The following is an 18,642-nucleotide window of genomic DNA, read 5'->3' on the forward strand; positions in this document are numbered from 1 at the left end:
CTGCAAGAGGCTGATCTCGGTCGCTCGTCGGCGGGGACCTAAGCGGCAGCTGGTTCCAGCAGCGGTCCCCCGACCTGACGCGGCCTATCCGGCAGCTTCGCCGAAGGAAGCGGCCGTCGGGCGCATGTGGAGGCGGTTGGGCATTTTGAGTTATCGCTGCCAGTAGAGACAGTCCCGTGGCGCATTCCGATCGTGGCGGCCAGGCTGGCTGGCTCGAATCGCTGACGCCAAGCTGGCCCGCTCGTTGTCACGCAAGGGATGCTCGCCGGACAACGTGGCGTACGAGGCTTGTTGACACACCGAACAACGGCATGGATGCTGTGAATCATGCGCATCCCCTCCGAACGCCTCGCCTTCTGGTTCTTGCGGCTCAACGGCTTTCTCACTATCCCGAACTTCATCGTGCATCCCGAGGGGCCTCGGGACGACGGCGCCTATCCGCAGCAGACTGACGTCGATGTGCTGGGGGTGCGATTCCCGCTTCGTGCGGAGAACCGACGGCGGCCCATGCCAGACCACCCGCTGTTCATGGCTGAACGTCGCAGACCGATGGTGGTGCTTTCTGAAGTGAAGACGGGGCAGTGCGGCTTGAATGGGCCATGGACTGACCCAGAGCGCCAGAACATGCAGAAGGTGCTCTGCGCCGGTGGATTCCGACCAGCCCACCAGGTAGAGGAGATTGCTAGGGCCCTCTACGGTCATGGTGTGTGGCAAGACGAGACCTTGGTCATCCATATCGTGTGTTTCGGCAATCGGCACAACTCTGGTCTTGCGAGAAGCCATCCATCGGTTCCGCAGTTGATTTGGCATCAAGAAGTGCTGCCTTTCGTCTACCGCCGCTTTGACGAATACAAGCTGGAAAAGCAAATGCACCGTCAGTGGGACGAGGACGCTCGACAGCTGTTTGCAGTGGCTGGGCAGGTGGCCAACGCGGACGAATTTGTGGCGTCAGTTGAAGTGGTCGACAAGCTCTGAAGGATGCATCTCAGTTCCCCATCAGTCGGCCGATGCCTTTAGAGATGAAACTCAGGAAGGTCATGTCTTCATCATTGAGCTCGGCTCGGTCGAGGAACTTCCAGACAGCGATGGCCGAGCACACCAACAGGATGGCGATGCCGGCGCATTGGCAAGGCGAGATGAGGCGGTGCCACATGACCTGGTCCAACAAGCTCGCGAAGGCCGCAGCGGCCGAGCCCTTGAGGCTGGCCTTGCGCTCGGCGGTCCAGGCCATCATGCAAAGCGGCAACACCGTGTAGAAGACGGCAAAGCCAATCGCGCCCGTGCAAAGGGCACCGACGGGGCCGAACGACGCGGCGAGGTGCGCGGTGTTGTCCACCGCCGTGGAAAGGCCGCCGCGGCCGTGGCGCCTGTAGCCGCGCCTGCTCACGCCGCCTCCCGCGTCGAGCTGACCGGCCGCTTCTCCGCTTGAACGAAGGCGGTTTGGAGGCCTTGATAGGTGCTGGGCGCTGCGCCGGTGCGATGGCGCAGGGCTCTCATCTGCACGTCCAGGGCCGCGTAGACCAAGCCGCCGTGTAGCGGGCGCATCACCTCGGCCAGGGCCAGCACCGCCGCCAGCGCGCCAACGAACGGCGTGGCCACTGCGCGGGAAGCCAGCAGCGTCATCCCGCAGATGTCTTTGCGTTCGTCGGCGAGCTTTTTGTAGGTATCGTTCAGCTCGGGCTCGGCTTGCGCGGCGGACTCAGCCCTCCAGATTTGGGAAGGCAGGCGCGGCCCCGGGAAGGTGTGCAGGCGGATGTTGCGGAAGTCGCGGTAGCCGCTGCCCAGCCCGGTCTCGACGACCATTGCGAACGCAGCCGTGTCGAGGTCGCGACGGGCGGCGACGTTGTCGACGCCGAAGAGGGCCGTGGTCGGCTCGTCGACCATTACGCGGTGTCCAGGACCGAACCGGCGTTCGACCAGCGCGGTGGTGAAGCCGGCGGCCTCCAGGCGGCTAGCGAGGGCCCTGACTTTCGGCTTGAGCAGGTCAGCCGCCCAGAGCAGCAAGCAGGTACTGAGGTTGGACTTGGCTGCCTTGTCGAAGTCTTGAAGCACCAGGTGCGGCCGGCCGTCGACCGGGTAGGGCAGCATGCCCAGCGTCCACGCATATGCTTGGCCAAGGTGGCCCAAACCGACGAGCCACAGGGACTTCGGCAGATAGGCGAGCGGGGGGCCTTTGTGTGCATCGTCGCGCCAGTCTGCGACGGCCAGCGGATTCCAGAGGGACATGCCGACGGTGCGATGACCAGCCTCGACCAGGTCGCCGCGGACGTGCATGAAGGCTTCGTTGACGCCCAGCGCGGCGGCGCCAATGCCGGCGAGTGGGTTGTCATCGACGCAGGTCAGCGCGCTTTCGGCACCGACTGGCGCAATCTGGAAGCGCCAGTGGTCCCAGCCGAGCTGAACGCAGAAGGCAGGTGCAGCGGCGTCGGGCGCGGCGCCGAGCACGAGCGTCGGCAGCTCGGTCGTGGTGCAGGTGACCACCGCCGCGCCGAGCTCTTTGGCGACTTCCCGTGCGCTGCGACCTCGATACAGCGGGACATCAAGGACATGGCTCAGGTCGTCGTAGACCTCAACGCCGCCAAGAAAGGCGCGCACGGCCGTGTTCAGCGCGGTCAGAAAGCTGGCCTGCCCGGCCAGCGTGTCGGCCCAGCCGTGGCCGAGGTGGATGCGCAGGCGGTAGCGCGAAAACAAGGCTACTGCCTCCTCGGGCGAGTCAACTTCACCGGCGTCCAGCGCCATCTTGGCCAGCCGGTGCATGGAATCAGCGTTCAACTCGGTCATTGAAAAACTCCAGCATTGGTAACTCGTAGGAGGCGGCCGACATCGGAACCCGAGTACGACGCCCACTGGTGGTTGCCTTGGTAGACATAGAGGCCGAGGTCACGCGGGCGCGGGTTGCCCTTGGCGAACCTGGGCACGATGAGGGCAATGTGGTCTTTCAGGGCGACCATGGGGTTGGTGCGGTCTGAACGGCTCTGCCCGGGGCCGAAGGGGTGCGTGTGGACGTCGGCCACGACGGTCATGCCGGTGGCGCGGCAGACCTCCCAGAGCTTGGCGAAGCTGTCGGCCTTCAAAGACACGTAGTCGTTGCTAAAGGCGTCGGGCTGCAGCTGCTCGTATGGCATGAAGCGCTTGACCATGCGTCCGGCATCGGTCTTGCATCCAAGGAGGAAGGCGCCGCTTTCGCGAACGCCGGCACCTTGCTCGCGCAGGTGGGCCATCAGCTCCGCCCAGAGCGCGGCCGGCACCTCAAGCAGGGGCGCAGGTGTAGTCGCGACTTTGAAGAAGTTCATGGACGACCTCCAGGTAGTGGCTGATGCCCTTGGCGGGGTTCCAGATGAGCTGCGGGTACTGGGCGAACCAGCAGTCGTGGCCGACGATGCTTTCGCGGTCGCAGGGGATGTAGAGCGCGTCGCCGCTCTTCCACCCAGGCTTGAAGGCTAGCTGCAGACGCTCGCCGCCCTGGGGCCACTTGTCGAAGGACAGCTTGCTGTTCGTCGACGGGTCCCAGAACGTGCCAGTGGGCGGCGTGGTCGGAAAGCCGCTGCAGTCCAGGCGCAGCGTGTACTCGCGCCGGTCGCGGGCGATGACGTTGATATAGACGAAAGGCCACTCTAGCTTCTTGAACTGCCAGCGGTTGCGGTCTTCGCCAGAGAGAAAGCGCGCCGACGCGAGGTCGGCACGAAGCGATTGCTCGTCCGGTGCCATACCTCGCCCCTTAGCCGTTGATGCGGTGCGCGGGCACCAGGTCGAAGGCCACCTCGCACTGCGGGCACTTGGTGAGCGTGCCGATGTGGATGTCCACGTCAGGCTGCTCGGTAGCGCCGGCAATCTGGAGGACGTGCTCGGCGATGTCGCCCGGCGCCATGCCGAACTTCTCTCCGGCCCACAGGCGCACGCGGCCGACGGTAGTCGCCGGGCGGAACTTGTGGTGCACGACCTCGGCGCCGAAGCGGACCTTCACCTCTACCTGCTTGCAGCGGTGGAGGTGTACGCGCACGCCATGCTCCTTCTTGAGGTGCTTGACGTGGGTAGCGTAGCCGTGGGCGTCATCGTCATCGTCATCGTCCTCGACCGAGAGGGTCAGGTCGGACGTTTCGGTACCGGGCGGCAGCAGCGCTAGGGCTGCGTGCTTCAGCTCAGCGACGGTGGCATCGTCGTTGACTTCGACGAACTTGATCTCAGGGAAATACTCAGACTGGATGTAAATGCGGGTTGGCATTGCTGCTCCTTACAGTTGGTTGAGCGGCACGGGATGCGCTGCTCATGCTGGGTAAGTCGCAGGAAGGCCTGGAAATCGGAAGTGCTGGTGCGGAAGCGGCTCAAGCCGGGCAGTGCAGGAAGTGCCTGCACTTCGGGCATTCCCAGGAGTTGGGTTTCGCCTCGAACTTGCTGGCCGCCAATCCTTGGGCAATCGGCACCAGGAAGAAGTCGTCCGGGAGCCGGCCGTACGGGGAGACGGACTCTTCAGTGCCTGTGCTCAGGTCGAAGATGCGGCCCTGGAACGAGTGCCGCGGGTACGCTTCGGCGAGGTACTTCAACACCCACTTCAAAACCTTATGCTGCCGCGACCACTTGCCGGACGGCTTGATGCGCACGAATTCCAACTTCACCACTGACCCATTGCTAGATTTGGTGGTGCGATGCGGCGTGACGTGTAGCGGGACGCCCACGCACTCGATGTCAAACGGCTTTCCCATCGCGGCGCGGTTCGTGCCGAGCCACCTCCGACCGTTGCCTCGCAGCTGGTCAGCGTAGGCCCTTAAGTGCGGTACCGAATCCTTGAAGGCAGGGCCGAGAGAGGCAAGCACTTTTTCCACTTCCGCAGGCGGTTCGCCTGTCCCTTGGCCATACGGCACGAACAGCTCTCGCATGACCGCGCCTTCGACCAGGGCAGCTGGGTGCAGGCCCGCTGCCGGGCTCAGCTCCTTGATGAAGTCGTAGTAGTACCGTCGAGGGCACACTCGATACGACAAGAAACCTGCGAGCTCATATGAGGCAGGTGGGGCGGCCACGCTGCCTTTGATGGAAACAACCGGCGACTTGGGCAAGGTGGCTTTGCCCTGAATGCGCTCGAGTAGATGCGCGGCGCCGGTGATGGCCGCAACGCATTCAGCGTTGTACATGGCCTTGGTTTCATAGAGTACGAGGTGCTCGCGGGCTCGTGATAGCGCCACATAAAGCTTGTTCGACGCCTCGCTCTGCTCCTCGAAGTTCTCAATGGGAGCGATGGACTGCAGCAAGGCCTGGGGCACGAGCTCGGAGTCGGTGCCCATCCGGAAATGCTTGGCGTCGATATCCACAAGGTGGACCGCTTCGAACTCGAGGCCCTTGCTTCCGTGGATTGTCATGACAGCTACCGCGTCGAGGCTGTCCGCCTCAGGGGGCGGAATGCGAAGCTCACGGTCATCGCCGATGCGCAGACGTCGGCGCAAACGAGTGATGAAGCTGCCGACGGTCTGATACGCCCGGCTGCCATCCGGCACGCGCAGGTAGTAGATGAACTGCCAGAGCGCAATACGACGCGTGATGTCGAGGATGCTGCTACCGCCAAGATGAGCTCGGAGGATGCCCGTCCGGTCGAGGAGCAACTGGCAGGCGACCTCCCAAGGGGAATCCGACGAGTCGAGGTCGGCGAAAGCAGTTGCCCATTGGCCCAGCGTGGCAATGCCTTTTGCCGAGAGCCCGGAGGGTGGGGCAGAGACCCAGGAGAGCGGTGCCGGTCGATTCGCCTTGCACCAGCTAAGCAGCTTCTCGACGTCAGCCGGCGGCAGCTCTAGTCCTGGAAGGCGTGCGACTCGAAGCAGGCCGCTCCCGGAGCGGTCAATGAAGAGTTGCAGCAGAGCCAGCAGGTCTTTGACTTCAGGGCGCTGGAAGATGTCGCCGAGATGCAGCGCAGGCACCCCGACCGCATTCAGGCGGTCGGCCGCAGTGCTGCAGGTCTCATGAGTGCTCGCGAGGATGACTTGGTCGCGGAACGCTACGCCAAGGCCGTGAATGCGGCGGACGTTGGCTGCGAGTTCGCCGTGGACAACATCGTCGGTGGGGCACTTCACGTGACGCGGCTTGATGCCGCTGTTTCCCCGCGCCGAACCAACGTCATCGAGCGGAAGCACCATCTGCAGAGGGTTTCCCTCGCGACCCGTGTGCTCGAAGACGCGGATGACCTCTTCGAAACTGCGTCGATTCTCGTTAAGACGAAAGGTCTTGTGCGCAGGAAAGTCATCACCGAAACGGACGATGTTGCGCATGGACGCGCCGCGAAATCGGTAGATGGCCTGTCGAGCGTCCCCGACGACCCAGAGGGTCTTGGCGTGAGCAGCAAGGGCCTTCACGAGCTGGGCGCTGGCCCGGTTCACATCCTGGTACTCGTCGACAAGGATGTGCTTGAACCGACCGACGCTTGCGGTGTACTTGGCAAAGTCCTTAGTCAGTGCAATGGCAGGGAGCATGACGAGGTCTCCCATGTCGACGAGATTGCCATTGGCTTGCATCTTCGACTCGTAGCACCTGTACAGCTTGACGACGTCGTACTGCTTGGCCAGCGCCTCATCCGAAGTGTCTAGAGCCGACCGGTCCACCGCATCGGCAAACTCAGTTGAATCTGCAAGCTCGTCTTTGGCTCTCTGGATGGCCGAGGTGACTTCTTTAAGCCAGTCAAGCGGATCGCCAAGGGGATTGAATGCGGTTAGGCCGAGTCCGTAGATGTGTGGCTCGAGGACCGAAATCTGAGCCATTTTGTCGGCAACGCCAAAGCGAGCTTGGAGGCCGAACTGGTCATGGTTCTTACGCAGGAACTCCAGGCCAAAAGCGTGAAACGTGCCGACCCAGATGTCATGAGCATTCTGGACGCCCAACTGCTGCAACCGGTCAACGAGCTCTCGTGCAGCCCGATTTGAAAACGTGAGCAGTAGCAGTTCCTCGGGTTTGGCTCCCTTGGCGAGCAGGTGTTGCACTCTCATCAGGAGCGTAGCCGTCTTGCCAGTCCCTGGCCCGGCTACGACCAGTGAAGTCGTCGCAGAGGATGTGGCAGCGGCGAGCTGTTCTTCGGTCGGTGTGATGGGCTGGGACTGCTCCTCACCGGGCGCAGCTGGTTCGGGAAGAAGCAATCCGTCGAGCAGCTGTTGTCGAACCAGCTCCAAGGAGAGGTCCAGTTCTTGCGCCAACTGCGTCGCGTTTTTCCCGGTGAGGAACAGGTCGCGTGCCACCGATCGCGGCAGCAATAGCTCTCTGGCGAAGATGTTCGCCTGCAGTTCGGCGCGTTCTCGAGCGCCGTAGGCCTCGACTTTCTGGGAACCGAACGTATCGCCGTCCTCTGGCTTCAAGGTCGAATCGACGACCTTGTGGCAACCCTCGTGGCCTTCGTCATGAAGTTTCCAGTGCCCGAATTCATGTGCGATGAGAAACGCCCGCTCCCCGCTCGGCACGTCGTTGCGCACAACGATTTGCCGGAATTTGCGAACCAAAACAGCATCAGCGGTTCCTAGAGCCTCGTCGTCAGGTGCCGCATCCGAGATGTCGAAGTCCTCAGCGTCTTCGGTGGCTTCGATGACTCGCTTCGATGGGATACCGGACGACGCCTCGTTGCCGAACAGCTGGTGCCTCAGCAGCGTCGCAGCCTCTCTAGCTCTATGGAAGGGGGTCACGAGTCGCCCTCCCTGACTTGCTGTAGCGCGAGCAATCGTCGCTTCTCTTCGTCGCTGACCGACAGGGACTGGACCGCGGCTTTCCAGGTTTCTTGAGACGAAGCGTTTGGCGCGGCTTTCGACCGATAGCTCTTCGTCCCTGCCAATTCTGGTCCCAAGCATCTTTGGAGCCCGTCAAGCGCAACATCGAGATGCGCAGCCAAGTCGCTCAGCACCTTGATAGGAACGTCGACGATGCTTTTGGTGAGGACCTTCGTTAACAGCAGCGCAGAAGCGCCCAGGCCCGCGGCAGCGGCGGCTTGCTTGAGGCGTTTCCCGGCGAGCGACTCGATGGCTTTGCGTGCAGCTTCAGCTTGCGAGTTTGCCCCAGCCCCGTTGTCCAGTTCATGGAGCCGGTTGAGTACAAAGCTCTGCAGGCGCGAGACAGTCTCCTCAGAGACGTTGGCAATCTCTGCAGCTAGTGTCTCGGGTGAGGCGTCGTGTACTGACCAAAGGGCTGCAAACTCAAGGATGTCCTCGCGATATTGAGGATGGGCTTCGCAGGCGCGAAGAACCATGGCGGGCGATGGCTTGTCGGCGGAGAAGAAGAACTCGTCCAGAACTTCCTCGAGCGATAGCCTGCGGGTGGGCGATGTCATTGCATGAACTCCTTCCGCATCTCTGCGACTTTGTCAATGGCAGTGTTCTTATAGGTGTTGATGGTTCGAGGGGTGACCCCCAGCGCAGCTGCAATGTCCTTGACCGGCATGTCTTCGACGAAAAGCATCGTATAGACGTAGTGCTCTTGCTTGGTCAGCACAGCTTGCAGCCGCTTAGCAACTTCCGCGTGCCATTGCTGGGCGGCCAGGGCGTCAGCTGGCGTATCGTGCTGGCGCAGCGCAGAGACCTTGCGAATGGTCTTGTCGGGGTCATCGTCCTCGTCAGAGCGTTCCATGGCATCCAGGCTGTCCTGGAGGTTGCGCTTCTTGGCCAGCAGACGGCGCTGAAAATCGAGCGCGCGCCGTTTAAAAAACTGCCCAAACAGTTTTTCGGCATGCGCTGCGTCGCCTGGTCGCGTAACGAGGCACTCCCAGACGTACTGCGACAGCTCTTCCGCGGCCTGGTCGATGTTTCCGATGTTCCCGGGGTAGATGCCGCTGCGCACTGCGAAGCCCTTGGCGAGGCCCAGCATGCGCCGCGACAGCACCCTTGAAAGAATCCCCGCCCGGCTGGTGTTTTCAGCATCCCGAGCGCGCCTGAACATGCGAAAGACCTGCTCATCAGGGATGAACAGTGGGTCGTGCTCCCAGTCTGTACGCGCCAGCCTAGCCAGCAAGGCGCGGTCATCGAGGGCCTCTACGGCCGCGTCAGGTTCTCGTGTGTACATCGTTGTTTTCCGTTGGTCATGCGAACACCCCCCTCTCGTTTCAGGGGAATGCCCCCCTCGCATCACTTAGTCGCAAGATGAGCCGGAAATCGGAAGCTGTCGGGGCGTCGCGGGTTGAGATGACCCGCAATGCCGAGCCGACGGCGGTCGGTTTTCCACCAGCCAGTATGCAATAACCTTTCGTTACGTGCGCACGCCTCAGGAGCTTTTGGGCGTCGCTCGGTGCTGGAGTTCGAAGCAACCTAGGCCGGCCGATGCCTCGCAATCCGGTTTGCGAGAATCCGGACATGCCCCTCACATCCGAAGCCCGTTTCCTCGCGGAAACCCTCATCGATGGTGCCCGCAAGACCGTCCAGAACGCCGACGAGCTCTTTGACGAAGCACGCCTTCTGGCCGACGCCGGCCACGTCGCCCGTGCGCTTTTGCTGCACCAGATTTCTCTGGAGGAATGCGGGAAGCTGGAAATGCTCTACGTGGCCACTGCGGAGGTCCTTCGCGGGCAGGCTGTAGACATGAAGCGCCTCAGCCGCGCCTTCAGCAAGCATGCAGCGAAGAACCGAACGAACGCCTACTTTCTGGCCAAATCCGAGGCCGAACTAGCGGCCGAGCAGCAGGACGACATAGGCGCCGCTCATGAGGCCTTCAACGAGCTGCAGGCCGATTTCCACGAGAAGTCTAACGACCTCAAGAACGCCTCCCTGTATGTTGACTACGACGGTTTGTTCCGCGCCCCCCGGGAAGTCATCAGCGCGGAGCACCTCGACGAAGTTTTCAATCGCAATGGCACCTTCATGTCGATGGCTTTTGACAAGCTGGCCATCTTGTTGAGATGGGGTGCCGATTTGGATGCAGCCGCTGCCGAGATCGCCCAATGGTGGGCGGTGCTGGGCATGGACGATCTCGACCGCGATAAGCCCGATTCGCTCGTCGCGCTCAAGAAGTGCTTGGCAGAGGTGATGCAGAAGGGTCGGGACGCTCTGAAACCTCAGCCGCCCAGCGCTGGCTAACGGGCTTGCTCCTTACCCGCTCCCAGCTCCCAGCCATGGGCCCCAACTCGAAGAACGGGATTCAAAGCTGCGGGCGCGAGGTCACGACGGCTCATTCAGCCGCCCAGGAAACAGGTTGCGGACCAGCGCATCGTGGGGCCTGTCCGTCTCGAACTTGGCGTCGCTCGCGTTTGGCAGCGGTTGACCTGCAGCGGTAAGTAGACATCCGCTGATGTTGAAGTCGGCTCGCAAGCATGCACGCAAAGAACGACCGGTTCAGCCCCCAGACTAGTTGGTCGAACCTTGTGTCGGCTATTGGCTCGATGACCGAAATTCACTCAGGACTCGTCGTACGAGGCACGGCGCGGACCGACCGAGATCGCTGCATTGCCGACACCGAGCCGATCCTTCACCTTGGTGACCAGCGGCGGCGAGTCGCAATCCGGCAAGGCAAGACACCTTGCGGAGCGACCTCCTTCGGCATAGCCTACCGCGATGCCAGAAACGGACAAACTCTTTCCCGAGTACCAGCTCCTGTCCTGGCTGCCTGATGAGACATTCTTCAGTCTGGTTAGCCGTCATCACCAGCTTTGGGGGCATGTCACATCTGCGCAAACCTGCCAACTGATGTTCGGCAGCGCACGTGCTGGTGTCCACCATGATCTACCCAACAGTCTTGGTGCCTTCGCGCAGCGCACGAATACACTGCTTGGTGAGGTCGATTCCATTGCGAGAGAGCGGACACTGCTCAATTTCTACGCGGCCTTCGCCCCACCAGACGAGACTGCAAACGCCGTCGCGTGTATGTCCGGTGCCAGTGTGGCGCATCTGAAGCTGCGCCTGGGCATCCTCACCAGCCGATTTCGCGCCAACCATCCCCTTAAGGCCTGCCCGCAATGCATGGAGCAAGACCTCCGCGAGACGGGATGGGCTTATTGGCATTTGAAGCACCAGTTCCCGGGTGTGTGGATGTGTACGGCACACCAGCAGCCATTGCTTCAATCAGCCCTTAAAGCCAATGGAGTCGAGCGCTTCCAATGGCTCTTGCCGCGCTTGGCTGACTTGCATTCCGCAAGCGCGAAGTCCCCCGAAACAGCTTCGTGCTCTTTGTTGTTGAGCCTCGCAGAGCTCATTGAGCATCTTGTTCAATCAGGAGCATTCGAGCCACTGCTGTTGAGAGATCTGTACGAGGTCTACCGTGAAGAATTTCGGGCGCGTGGATGGGTTGCTGGTGCCGCAAGCTTGCGCACAGGACAGATCGCGACAGCCTTCCTCAGCTACTGCGAGCCACTCAGATGCATTCCAGAGTTTTCGCCGCTCGCCCAAGACGAGGAAGCGATGGCGACGCAATTGGGTCGATTGCTGAGACCTCCTCGCTCGGGAACCCATCCCCTCAGGCACCTGCTCCTTATCCATTGGCTATTCGGCACTGCACAACGGTTCGATCTCGCAATGAAATCCAAGGGTGTTCACACCCAATCAACCGTCTCAAACACGGTGCTGCCTGGATTTCCCGTCATTGACCCGCGAATGACTCACCTGCATCGGCTCATTCAGGAAGAGGGTCAATCAGTACGCAAGGCAGCGAGCCTTGTTGGTGTTGACCCGCAAACAGCGCTCATGTGGGCTGCAAAGGCAGGGATAGCGATTTCACGTCGGCCACAGAAGCTGTCCACAGATGTGCGTGCTAAAGCCATCCGGGAGCTACGCAAGGGGGCTGACAAAGAACAAGTGGCATCTCGAGCCGGAGTCTCTGTCGGGACCATCACCCGTTTGCTGCTCAGTGAGGAAAAGCTGCATGCTGACTGGTCCGAAGCGCGAAGCGAAAAAGCGAGGGCCCATGCTCGAAATCTTTGGCTTGAACTGTTGCAGTCCTCCGGAAATCTCGGGGTCAAGTGGATGCGCACAATGGACCCACGCACCTATGCGTGGCTCTATCGAAATGACCGCGTTTGGTTGGACGCTCACAAACCGGATCCACTTCCTGAATCCCAGCGTTCCAGGCCGTCCTCAGTGGATTGGGTAGCCCGAGATGAGCAACTATGCATCCTGGTTCGTGAAGCAGCGTTGCGCCTGATGGAGGAGCAGGGTCTCTCGCGCATCCACCTCTGGCAGCTGTGCCAACGAATACCTGACCTGCGGGCAAAGCAGGCCCAACTGCCCCGATTGCCGCGCACTCTTGAAGCCATCAAAGCAGCTCTGAGTTCCCATCTTCCGTCCCTAGATCTTTTTCGCTGAGGCAGATTCATTGTCGGATTCTTTTCGGGCTTGATATGTATATATGCAATGCGTTATGCTTTATGCATGATTGAATTGGAAGTCAAAGCACGCGCAGCAAACGCTCGTCGTATTTGTTTGGGCCATGGAATAGCCCAAGCGGACATCGCCGCCCACGTAGGGGCCAGTCAATCTCAGGTGAGCCGCATCCTCAAAGGAGAGGGCGTCAGAGCCTCACGTCTGTTTGAAGAGGTGTGCCTTTTTGTTGAGCGCTTCGAGGGTGGTGTCAGCGCCGATAGCGTTCGCAGCAATCGGGAATTGATTGAGGCCCTTCAGGCCACTTGGGATGGTTCTGCGTCGCATGCCAAGGCATTGGCTGCCGTGATTCGATCCCTGGCGATTCTCAAACCCGCTTGATCCGATAGGGAGACAGCTGATGAACATGCTTGTGCACCCGGCGCCATTCCCAGAAGAGATGGACCGTGGCTACTTGGGGCGGATTATGCGGATCAATGGATACCGCACACCTAAGGATACGGTGGAGGCAATGGCTGCGCATTTTGGTGAGGAAGGGCGGTCACGCCGCGACCTCACAACGCACGAGCTTCTCAGCAGGATGGCGGGAATGACTACCGAGCACTTCGCGCAGCGTCACACGACACTGCCGTTGCGCAGAGGGATTACCTCCTATCTTCCAAAGCTTGTGCATGGATGTGGTGAACGCACAAGCCTGCTGTATGTCAGTGGCACCCTGCGAAAGTATCCGGCGGTCTTCTTCTGCGAGGAATGCGTTCAAGCAGATATTCAATTTCATGGGACCGCCTATTGGCGCAGGGACCTGCAAACTCCAGGTCAGCTGTGGTGTTCCAAACACTCGAAGCCACTGAGCTTCGTTGCCGGAAAAGATCCTTTCCTTGACTCTCCTGCAGCCTATATCGGGAAATCAGAGCAAATACCCCAAGAGTGGGTAACGCCTGCAGTCAACAATGCACATGTGAATCGGTTCCTGGAACTTGCCTCGGCTCTTTATGATCGGTCGGTTCCTCTCGATGTTGCCCTCATCGCACCACTTCTTCGCGATACGGGGAGTGCGCAGGGTTTCAAACCTAACGCTTGTTCGAAACAAGGGACACTGATCAGTGATCGGATAAAGGAGCTGTTTCCAGAGAATTGGCTTGGTACCGTATTTCACGAAGTGGTTGCAAAGGATCCAGGTACCTATCTCCACCAGGTGGATGGAACTCTCTACCTGCGCAAATCAGCCTCGTCTGTTATCGCTTACCTGCTCGTGTTGTCTGTCTTGTTTGAGAGCGCTGACCAAGCCTTGCACGCCTTGGTTGACGCCTGCAACGGGCAAGTAGCGTCGTCATGGCGGCCACGGCTTGCGAAACCGAGTGTTCCAGGAGTAGATGATCTGCTGGCGCAGTACGTCGCAGCGAAGGGAGTTCATTCAGCAGTCGCGCAGCTGCTTGAGTTACCGCCTCATACGGTACGAAAGGCTCTGTGTGATCTCGGTTTACCCAGCCTACCTGAGTGGGATGAAACGGCTGATGTTGGGCCTGTCGCAGCGTTGAAAGCGTACTACCTAGATAAGCTGTCCTACACGTCCTGCTTGAAGATAGCGGGTGTAACAGAGGCTCGTTTTGATGCGCTGATGCGTCAATGTAGTCCAAAGATGGCAATAGCCCTCGGGCGGATGAGTCTGAAAACAAGCATCCGGCCAAGGGCGCGCCAAGCGAAAGGCCGGCTCCCCGTCAGGCTGGAGCAAGAGGCTGTGCTGGCAACCCCTCAGTTCCGCGAAACGTTGCTCCAGAACTGAGCCCAAAAGCTGTGGTCCTGAGGAGAGAGGTCTTCGTACATAGACAGCCGTGCCGGGTCATTGCTGTGCAACGCAGCAACGGCCTGAGCCACTGGTGCCAGATAGGTGTCTGCAGCCACCTTGAAGTCATCAAGGCGAAGATCGTCATCATTGCGCTCGAACGCCACACGGTGCGCAGCAATCCAAAGCGCAATGATCAGTCGCTGTACCCCGGCTGTTCTTTCGAGGATGAGATCACCCAATTCTTTAGTGATAGGCATGGGCCGAGCAACGTACTGGTAGTGCCCAAGCCTTGGCAGAAAGTGCTGACTGAACGCCGCATCATGATCTCCCCAGAAGTGCTTGAAGGCGTGATACCCGGAGGTGACGATGCGTTCTGTATTGCTCAAGCGCTTGGTCAACGCGCCGAAGCCGTCTGGAGTACCCGAAACCAGCAGCGGTATTTGCCATTCGTTCAACGCCGTCAGGATCCACTTGAGGGACTGATCATCAATGATGCGCAGCTCTGGCGGGGGGTCGCCGAGCTTTCTTTTGCTTCTGGACTTGAGCGTAGGAAGCTTGAACAGGTTCTGAATCTCGTCCAAGTGCAGAAGGCCAAGAAAATGACTGGAAGCGACTTGCCGCCACTCGTCCAGCATTTGTGGCCCATTGCGCCATTCACCAGCCAGCGTCTTGTCAAAGCGGGTGCTGTCTGTCGCCTTCTTCCATGCCGTCATCAGCGCCGCTGCCAGATCGGTGGCTTTGCCCCCCGCAGGAACATCCAGCGAGAGCCAAACTACTTGCTGCAAGCCATTGACCATCCGGAAAAATGAAGTGTGCTGGATAGTTTGGGGGAATGTAGAGAGGCCTCTGCGAATCGCTTGGGTCTTGCCAGAGCCGGAAACACCCACAACTGCTGCTCCATAGCTTGGTGCCGTTATCGGTGGCCTAAAGCGGGCGTCCTCGCCACTGATCATGCTCCACGTACTTGATGACGAGGGTTGCAGGTGGTGGTAGTTCTGACGGATCATCATGTCCATCGTTTCGTACAACTGCAGCTCTTCCAAACTGGGTACATGCAGATCGCGCACACTCGTCAGCATGTGTAGGCGGACGTGGCGCGGAATAGACGCGATGTCTTTGGGTGGACGAGCTGGGAAATCCACCAATGCCTTGAGTGCGTCGGGCCGTGAACGTATCGGTCCAAGCTGGGCGATGAGTGAATTGCCTGCGTAAGGGTCGTGCACTGCGACAGTTTCAGGTGCGCGTTTAGTCATGCATGGCCTCCGCATCCATTGCTTGGACCAAGTCGCCAATCATCGCGTCATAGTTGGATTTGGACTCCGAGCGTGTCTTCGCCGTTCCGCGCACTTCACCCACCAGTTGACCAGCAAACTCATTTTCGATTGCACGAGCTTCACGGATTGTGGGAGTGAGTCCACGCGCGCGTTGACGTGCAGCGCGCGTCTCCTCAACGGCTTGGTTGCGGATAGACTCCATGCGGTAGTAGCCAAGCACCGCCTCATGCACTCGTTGGTGTTCGACGTCGGCAGCCTTGAGTTTTTGGAACGCAAATGCGTCAACCATCTCGTCATGGGTGAGCGCGGGATCGGCCCGGGAATGGTCGGAGATGGTGAGATCGATCAGGCCATTTCCGCTTTCGTATGGAGTCCAGATGCGTGAAACAGAGCCTGGGTAGTACTGGGCCGGGATTTCCCAACTGCCCCGGACTGACCGTGCACGGGTTGTCCATTGCTCAGTTTCTACGATCGGCGCGCTGTAGCGATTCGTGCGAAAGACGACACCGTTTCGAGTGACGCGTGCATCGCCAGCTGGGAGCAGCTGTGTGATCAAGTCTGCTTGCGACTGCGCGCGAGAGAAGCCAATTCCCATCTCATGCCCCCAACGCCACAGCCCCGCTGGACTGGGGAACACACCTTGCGCGATCATGTGTGCATCCAAGCGCTTGCTTCTGTCTGCAGTCAGGTTGTAGATGTAGAAGCACTCATGGAGAAACTGCATGTACTGACGTACGGACATCGTGGCTGCAGCTGGGTTAGATCGGCGCAAGTCGTACTCTTTGCGTCGGGCATCCATCGCGCCTGGAATGAAGTGGTACTGCACGTTCTTCATGATGCGGTTCATAACCTCCACGATGCCTTTCAGATCGGGGCGGAAGGGCGCGGTGTAGCTGAGAGTGGTGAGCAGTTTCATGCCCGCAGCCTTTGCCAGTTTCGACAAATATTCACCTCGATCGCAGAGCAGTCTTGCTGGCAGGGTAGGGGCCGGGAACAGCGACTGGCGCATGTCGTATCCCCAAAGATCGCTTAGCAGGTTGGACGATGCGACTGTGTTGAAAATGGCGACTTGCGCAGTGTCCCAACTGGGCCCTGTGAGACAGACATAGAAGCCCACGACAGCCGTGGAGAACACGTCCACGATGACATACACGATGGGGCGTCCGATGATCCAGTTGGGATCGATTGAAGATCGCAAGTACACGTCCCCGATGGTGGAGTCGATGGCGTACATCAGCCCCGGTCCTTCAGATCCCTCCCAGCTGTAGCCTGACAAGCCGCGGAGTGCGCGTTCGAAATGACCGTTGCTGGTCTTTTCGCGGATTCGGTAGATCTCCTCGATGTCTTCCGTCAGAACTCGCTTCACTTGTTGGTAGTTGGGGTACTGGCCCTTCTCAAGCTCGATTGCAACGATGTTTCCGTTGTCGTCAAAGCGCATCGCCGTGGTGAACTGGCTGGCGATGATGCGTTTATGGCGCTCCGGCATCGAAGGCTTTGGCGTTGCGATGCTTTTGTCTGCCATCATTATTTTTGCGCGCCAGACTGTGCTCATCCCTGGCTGAACTGGTTCACCCCAGCATCCGTAAAGCAGTTTGGAGAGTCGCTGCGCAAATGTCTTTCTGCCAGCTTTCTTTCTGGTGCTGCTGGCCGACAGATCGCGTCGTTTGCCTGGAGCACCGCATTTGTCCCAACGACTGCGGAGACTTACGCTAGTAAGACCAAAAGTGCACAGAATGGACCACAGTTTGTAGACGTACGACTTGCTGACTTTGTGCCGTTGCGCCGTTTCGCTCACTAGGTGGCCCAGATTTCCGTGAATCAGGATGGATTCCTTGAGTGTCTCGTTGTCCAGGAACTGCTCCATCACCCTGCAGCGCTGGTCGAAAGCACTTTGCGCGCTTGGTTGATCAATCGGTTTGTAGTACAGACCGGGAAGCTCAAGGCTAATGGGGATCAGCTCGTGTGACTCTATGAGTTCTATGAGATCTTTCCGAGAAACTGCGCATAAGGTGCCAACTAACGATTTCTGGGGGATTCTTTTTTTCCGCTTCAGCTTCTGTTCTTCGATGCGAGCTCTACCTCCTCGAACCTTTGTTCGCGGGGACTCTTGCTTGATCAAAACGCAGTAGGTGATGCCTGTGGAGGAATCATCCACGACGATCCGAAAGATGCCTTCGGGTAGTCCCAGCGCCTCCGCGGTCAACTTGAACGATTGGTTGTGCATCAAATGCATGCCGACCTCCGCGCCAAGATGGGGTTGAGGGACACGAATTCTTTCTGCGAGATCAAGGTCAGTGGGTGGTGAGGCCTCCAGCCGCGGCGCAAATCTACAGGTAGCAATCCGCGCCAGATCGACTGCCAGAGCGCCCGCTGCGCTTGATGGCGATGGCTCTCCCCGCCAAAGCGGTCAGTCAGATGATTGATGACGTCAGAGTAGGGATGCCAAGGCGCCGAGCGCACCACTGTGCATGCTGTTTGGATGTCCGTAGTCACTGCTGGCTCATCAAATCCCCACGGCGAGCTGCGACGCAGGGTGAGTCCTACACTTTTCTCGTACTGCTCTGGCGTGATGAGCAGCCAGTCAACGTTACGGATATTCCAATACGTTTTCTCCAAGCGGAGCAGCTCTTTCGCGCGCTTGGTGAGGGCGCTGGATGGTTTGCACGACACGGCGAGCAGCCAAAGCCCGCCGCGTTGATTGCGTACGACAAGCAGCAAATCTGTTGTGCTAGTCCACACGTGTGTTTCGTCACCGTCTTTCAGAGCAGGGTGCTTGATACCAAGCTTTCCCGCAATCTCCAAAGTCCCGGCGAACTGCTTCAGCCCGCAGCCGACTTGCCAGCGCGAAAGGTCGTGGGACGAGGGGTCTTGGCTGATTGGGAACTGCTCGACAAGATCGACCAAGCCTGGAACTAGGCCGGCGAAGTTCAAGCCTCCCCATTCCTGGTCCGAGAGGAGCTCACGCTGTCTATCCATCCAGACGATAAGGTGGGAACGTCCCTTACTGGATGGGTCGCCCCGCGAGACCCTGTGCCAAGGGATGTAGTCCGAGTAGGTGCCGGTGCCCCTTCCTTCTCTCCGAAAGCGTTCGAGGACCTGGGGGGTGAAGCGCTTTTCGGTTCTCATGCCGCTACTCCCCATCGGTGGAGGCAGAAGCAGAGTTGGGCTACAGGTGCTGAGCGCTGAGACTCGACCGGGCTGTGGTCTGGCTTATCAAGTTGACTTTCCGCAGTTAGGAACGCAGTGTAAGGACGCGTCGATGCCTCACAGCAATAGGTGATTTTTTGCATATATCTGATCTTTGGGGGCGTTCGCCTGATAGGCGCGAACA

Annotated in this window: 16 protein-coding genes; 5 read left to right on the forward strand and 11 right to left on the reverse strand. The window is 59.6% G+C overall.

Features of this window, described 5'->3' with window-relative positions:
- The first annotated feature begins 327 nt into the window (after positions 1-327).
- The gene (locus ASF16_RS03635; protein ID WP_056162881.1) at positions 328-975 is read left to right on the forward strand and encodes a hypothetical protein; all 648 of its coding nucleotides are present in this window, start codon (positions 328-330) and stop codon (positions 973-975) included.
- Between the two features lie 10 nt (positions 976-985).
- On the opposite strand, the gene ASF16_RS03640 is transcribed toward ASF16_RS03635, so the two are convergent.
- The 8 genes from ASF16_RS03640 to ASF16_RS03675 all read right to left on the reverse strand — a co-directional run bounded on the left by ASF16_RS03640 (position 986) and on the right by ASF16_RS03675 (position 9,012).
- Positions 986-1,387 carry a hypothetical protein gene (locus ASF16_RS03640; protein ID WP_156371900.1) on the reverse strand — a complete coding sequence of 134 codons (402 nt, stop codon included), beginning with the start codon at positions 1,385-1,387 and terminating at the stop codon, positions 986-988.
- Positions 1,384-2,781: a ThiF family adenylyltransferase gene (locus ASF16_RS03645; RefSeq protein WP_056162887.1), complete on the reverse strand. Its 1,398-nt coding sequence runs from the start codon at positions 2,779-2,781 to the stop codon at positions 1,384-1,386. Before ASF16_RS03645 ends, ASF16_RS03640 begins: the two co-directional genes overlap by 4 nt.
- Positions 2,778-3,293, reverse strand: coding sequence for a Mov34/MPN/PAD-1 family protein (locus tag ASF16_RS03650; protein ID WP_056162890.1), 516 nt, complete (start codon positions 3,291-3,293; stop codon positions 2,778-2,780). Before ASF16_RS03650 ends, ASF16_RS03645 begins: the two co-directional genes overlap by 4 nt.
- Positions 3,250-3,708: a hypothetical protein gene (locus ASF16_RS03655; RefSeq protein WP_056162893.1), complete on the reverse strand. Its 459-nt coding sequence runs from the start codon at positions 3,706-3,708 to the stop codon at positions 3,250-3,252. Before ASF16_RS03655 ends, ASF16_RS03650 begins: the two co-directional genes overlap by 44 nt.
- A 10-nt stretch (positions 3,709-3,718) precedes the next feature.
- Positions 3,719-4,222 carry a hypothetical protein gene (locus ASF16_RS03660; protein ID WP_056162896.1) on the reverse strand — a complete coding sequence of 168 codons (504 nt, stop codon included), beginning with the start codon at positions 4,220-4,222 and terminating at the stop codon, positions 3,719-3,721.
- Positions 4,223-4,322: 100 nt separating this feature from the next.
- Positions 4,323-7,646: a UvrD-helicase domain-containing protein gene (locus ASF16_RS03665; RefSeq protein ID WP_056162899.1), complete on the reverse strand. Its 3,324-nt coding sequence runs from the start codon at positions 7,644-7,646 to the stop codon at positions 4,323-4,325.
- Positions 7,643-8,284 (reverse strand): hypothetical protein, encoded by a 642-nt coding sequence (locus ASF16_RS03670; RefSeq protein WP_056162901.1) that lies wholly within the window; start codon positions 8,282-8,284, stop codon positions 7,643-7,645. The genes ASF16_RS03665 and ASF16_RS03670 overlap by 4 nt, the downstream gene beginning before the upstream one ends.
- Positions 8,281-9,012, reverse strand: coding sequence for a sigma factor-like helix-turn-helix DNA-binding protein (locus tag ASF16_RS03675; RefSeq protein WP_056162903.1), 732 nt, complete (start codon positions 9,010-9,012; stop codon positions 8,281-8,283). Before ASF16_RS03675 ends, ASF16_RS03670 begins: the two co-directional genes overlap by 4 nt.
- Before the next feature lie 287 nt (positions 9,013-9,299).
- Here ASF16_RS03675 and ASF16_RS03680 point away from each other — a divergent pair, with 287 nt between their 5' ends.
- From ASF16_RS03680 to ASF16_RS25225, 4 genes are all read left to right on the forward strand, one after another.
- Positions 9,300-10,019 carry an AbiV family abortive infection protein gene (locus ASF16_RS03680; RefSeq protein ID WP_056162905.1) on the forward strand — a complete coding sequence of 240 codons (720 nt, stop codon included), beginning with the start codon at positions 9,300-9,302 and terminating at the stop codon, positions 10,017-10,019.
- A gap of 474 nt (positions 10,020-10,493) precedes the next feature.
- Positions 10,494-12,236, forward strand: a complete 1,743-nt coding sequence (locus ASF16_RS25215; protein WP_082516719.1) for a TnsD family Tn7-like transposition protein — start codon at positions 10,494-10,496, stop codon at positions 12,234-12,236.
- A 66-nt stretch (positions 12,237-12,302) separates the two neighbouring features.
- Positions 12,303-12,632, forward strand: coding sequence for a hypothetical protein (locus tag ASF16_RS25220; RefSeq protein ID WP_082516720.1), 330 nt, complete (start codon positions 12,303-12,305; stop codon positions 12,630-12,632).
- A gap of 19 nt (positions 12,633-12,651) precedes the next feature.
- Positions 12,652-14,034, forward strand: a complete 1,383-nt coding sequence (locus tag ASF16_RS25225; protein WP_082516721.1) for a TniQ family protein — start codon at positions 12,652-12,654, stop codon at positions 14,032-14,034.
- On the opposite strand, the gene ASF16_RS03690 is transcribed toward ASF16_RS25225, so the two are convergent.
- Genes ASF16_RS03690 through ASF16_RS03700 form a run of 3 tightly spaced genes read right to left on the reverse strand, consistent with a single transcriptional unit; the run spans position 14,004 to position 18,242 of the window.
- A complete protein-coding gene (locus tag ASF16_RS03690; protein ID WP_235507242.1) occupies positions 14,004-15,290 on the reverse strand; it encodes an ATP-binding protein in 1,287 nt (428 codons plus the stop codon). The two genes, ASF16_RS25225 and ASF16_RS03690, sit on opposite strands and share 31 nt — an antisense overlap.
- Positions 15,283-17,544, reverse strand: coding sequence for a DDE-type integrase/transposase/recombinase (locus tag ASF16_RS03695; protein ID WP_056162912.1), 2,262 nt, complete (start codon positions 17,542-17,544; stop codon positions 15,283-15,285). The genes ASF16_RS03690 and ASF16_RS03695 overlap by 8 nt, the downstream gene beginning before the upstream one ends.
- Positions 17,535-18,242: a TnsA endonuclease N-terminal domain-containing protein gene (locus ASF16_RS03700; protein ID WP_235507243.1), complete on the reverse strand. Its 708-nt coding sequence runs from the start codon at positions 18,240-18,242 to the stop codon at positions 17,535-17,537. The genes ASF16_RS03695 and ASF16_RS03700 overlap by 10 nt, the downstream gene beginning before the upstream one ends.
- Between the last annotated feature and the right edge of the window lie 400 nt (positions 18,243-18,642).

This window comes from Acidovorax sp. Leaf78, from assembly GCF_001422735.1.
In the GTDB taxonomy this organism is placed as follows: Bacteria; Pseudomonadota; Gammaproteobacteria; order Burkholderiales; family Burkholderiaceae_C; genus Acidovorax.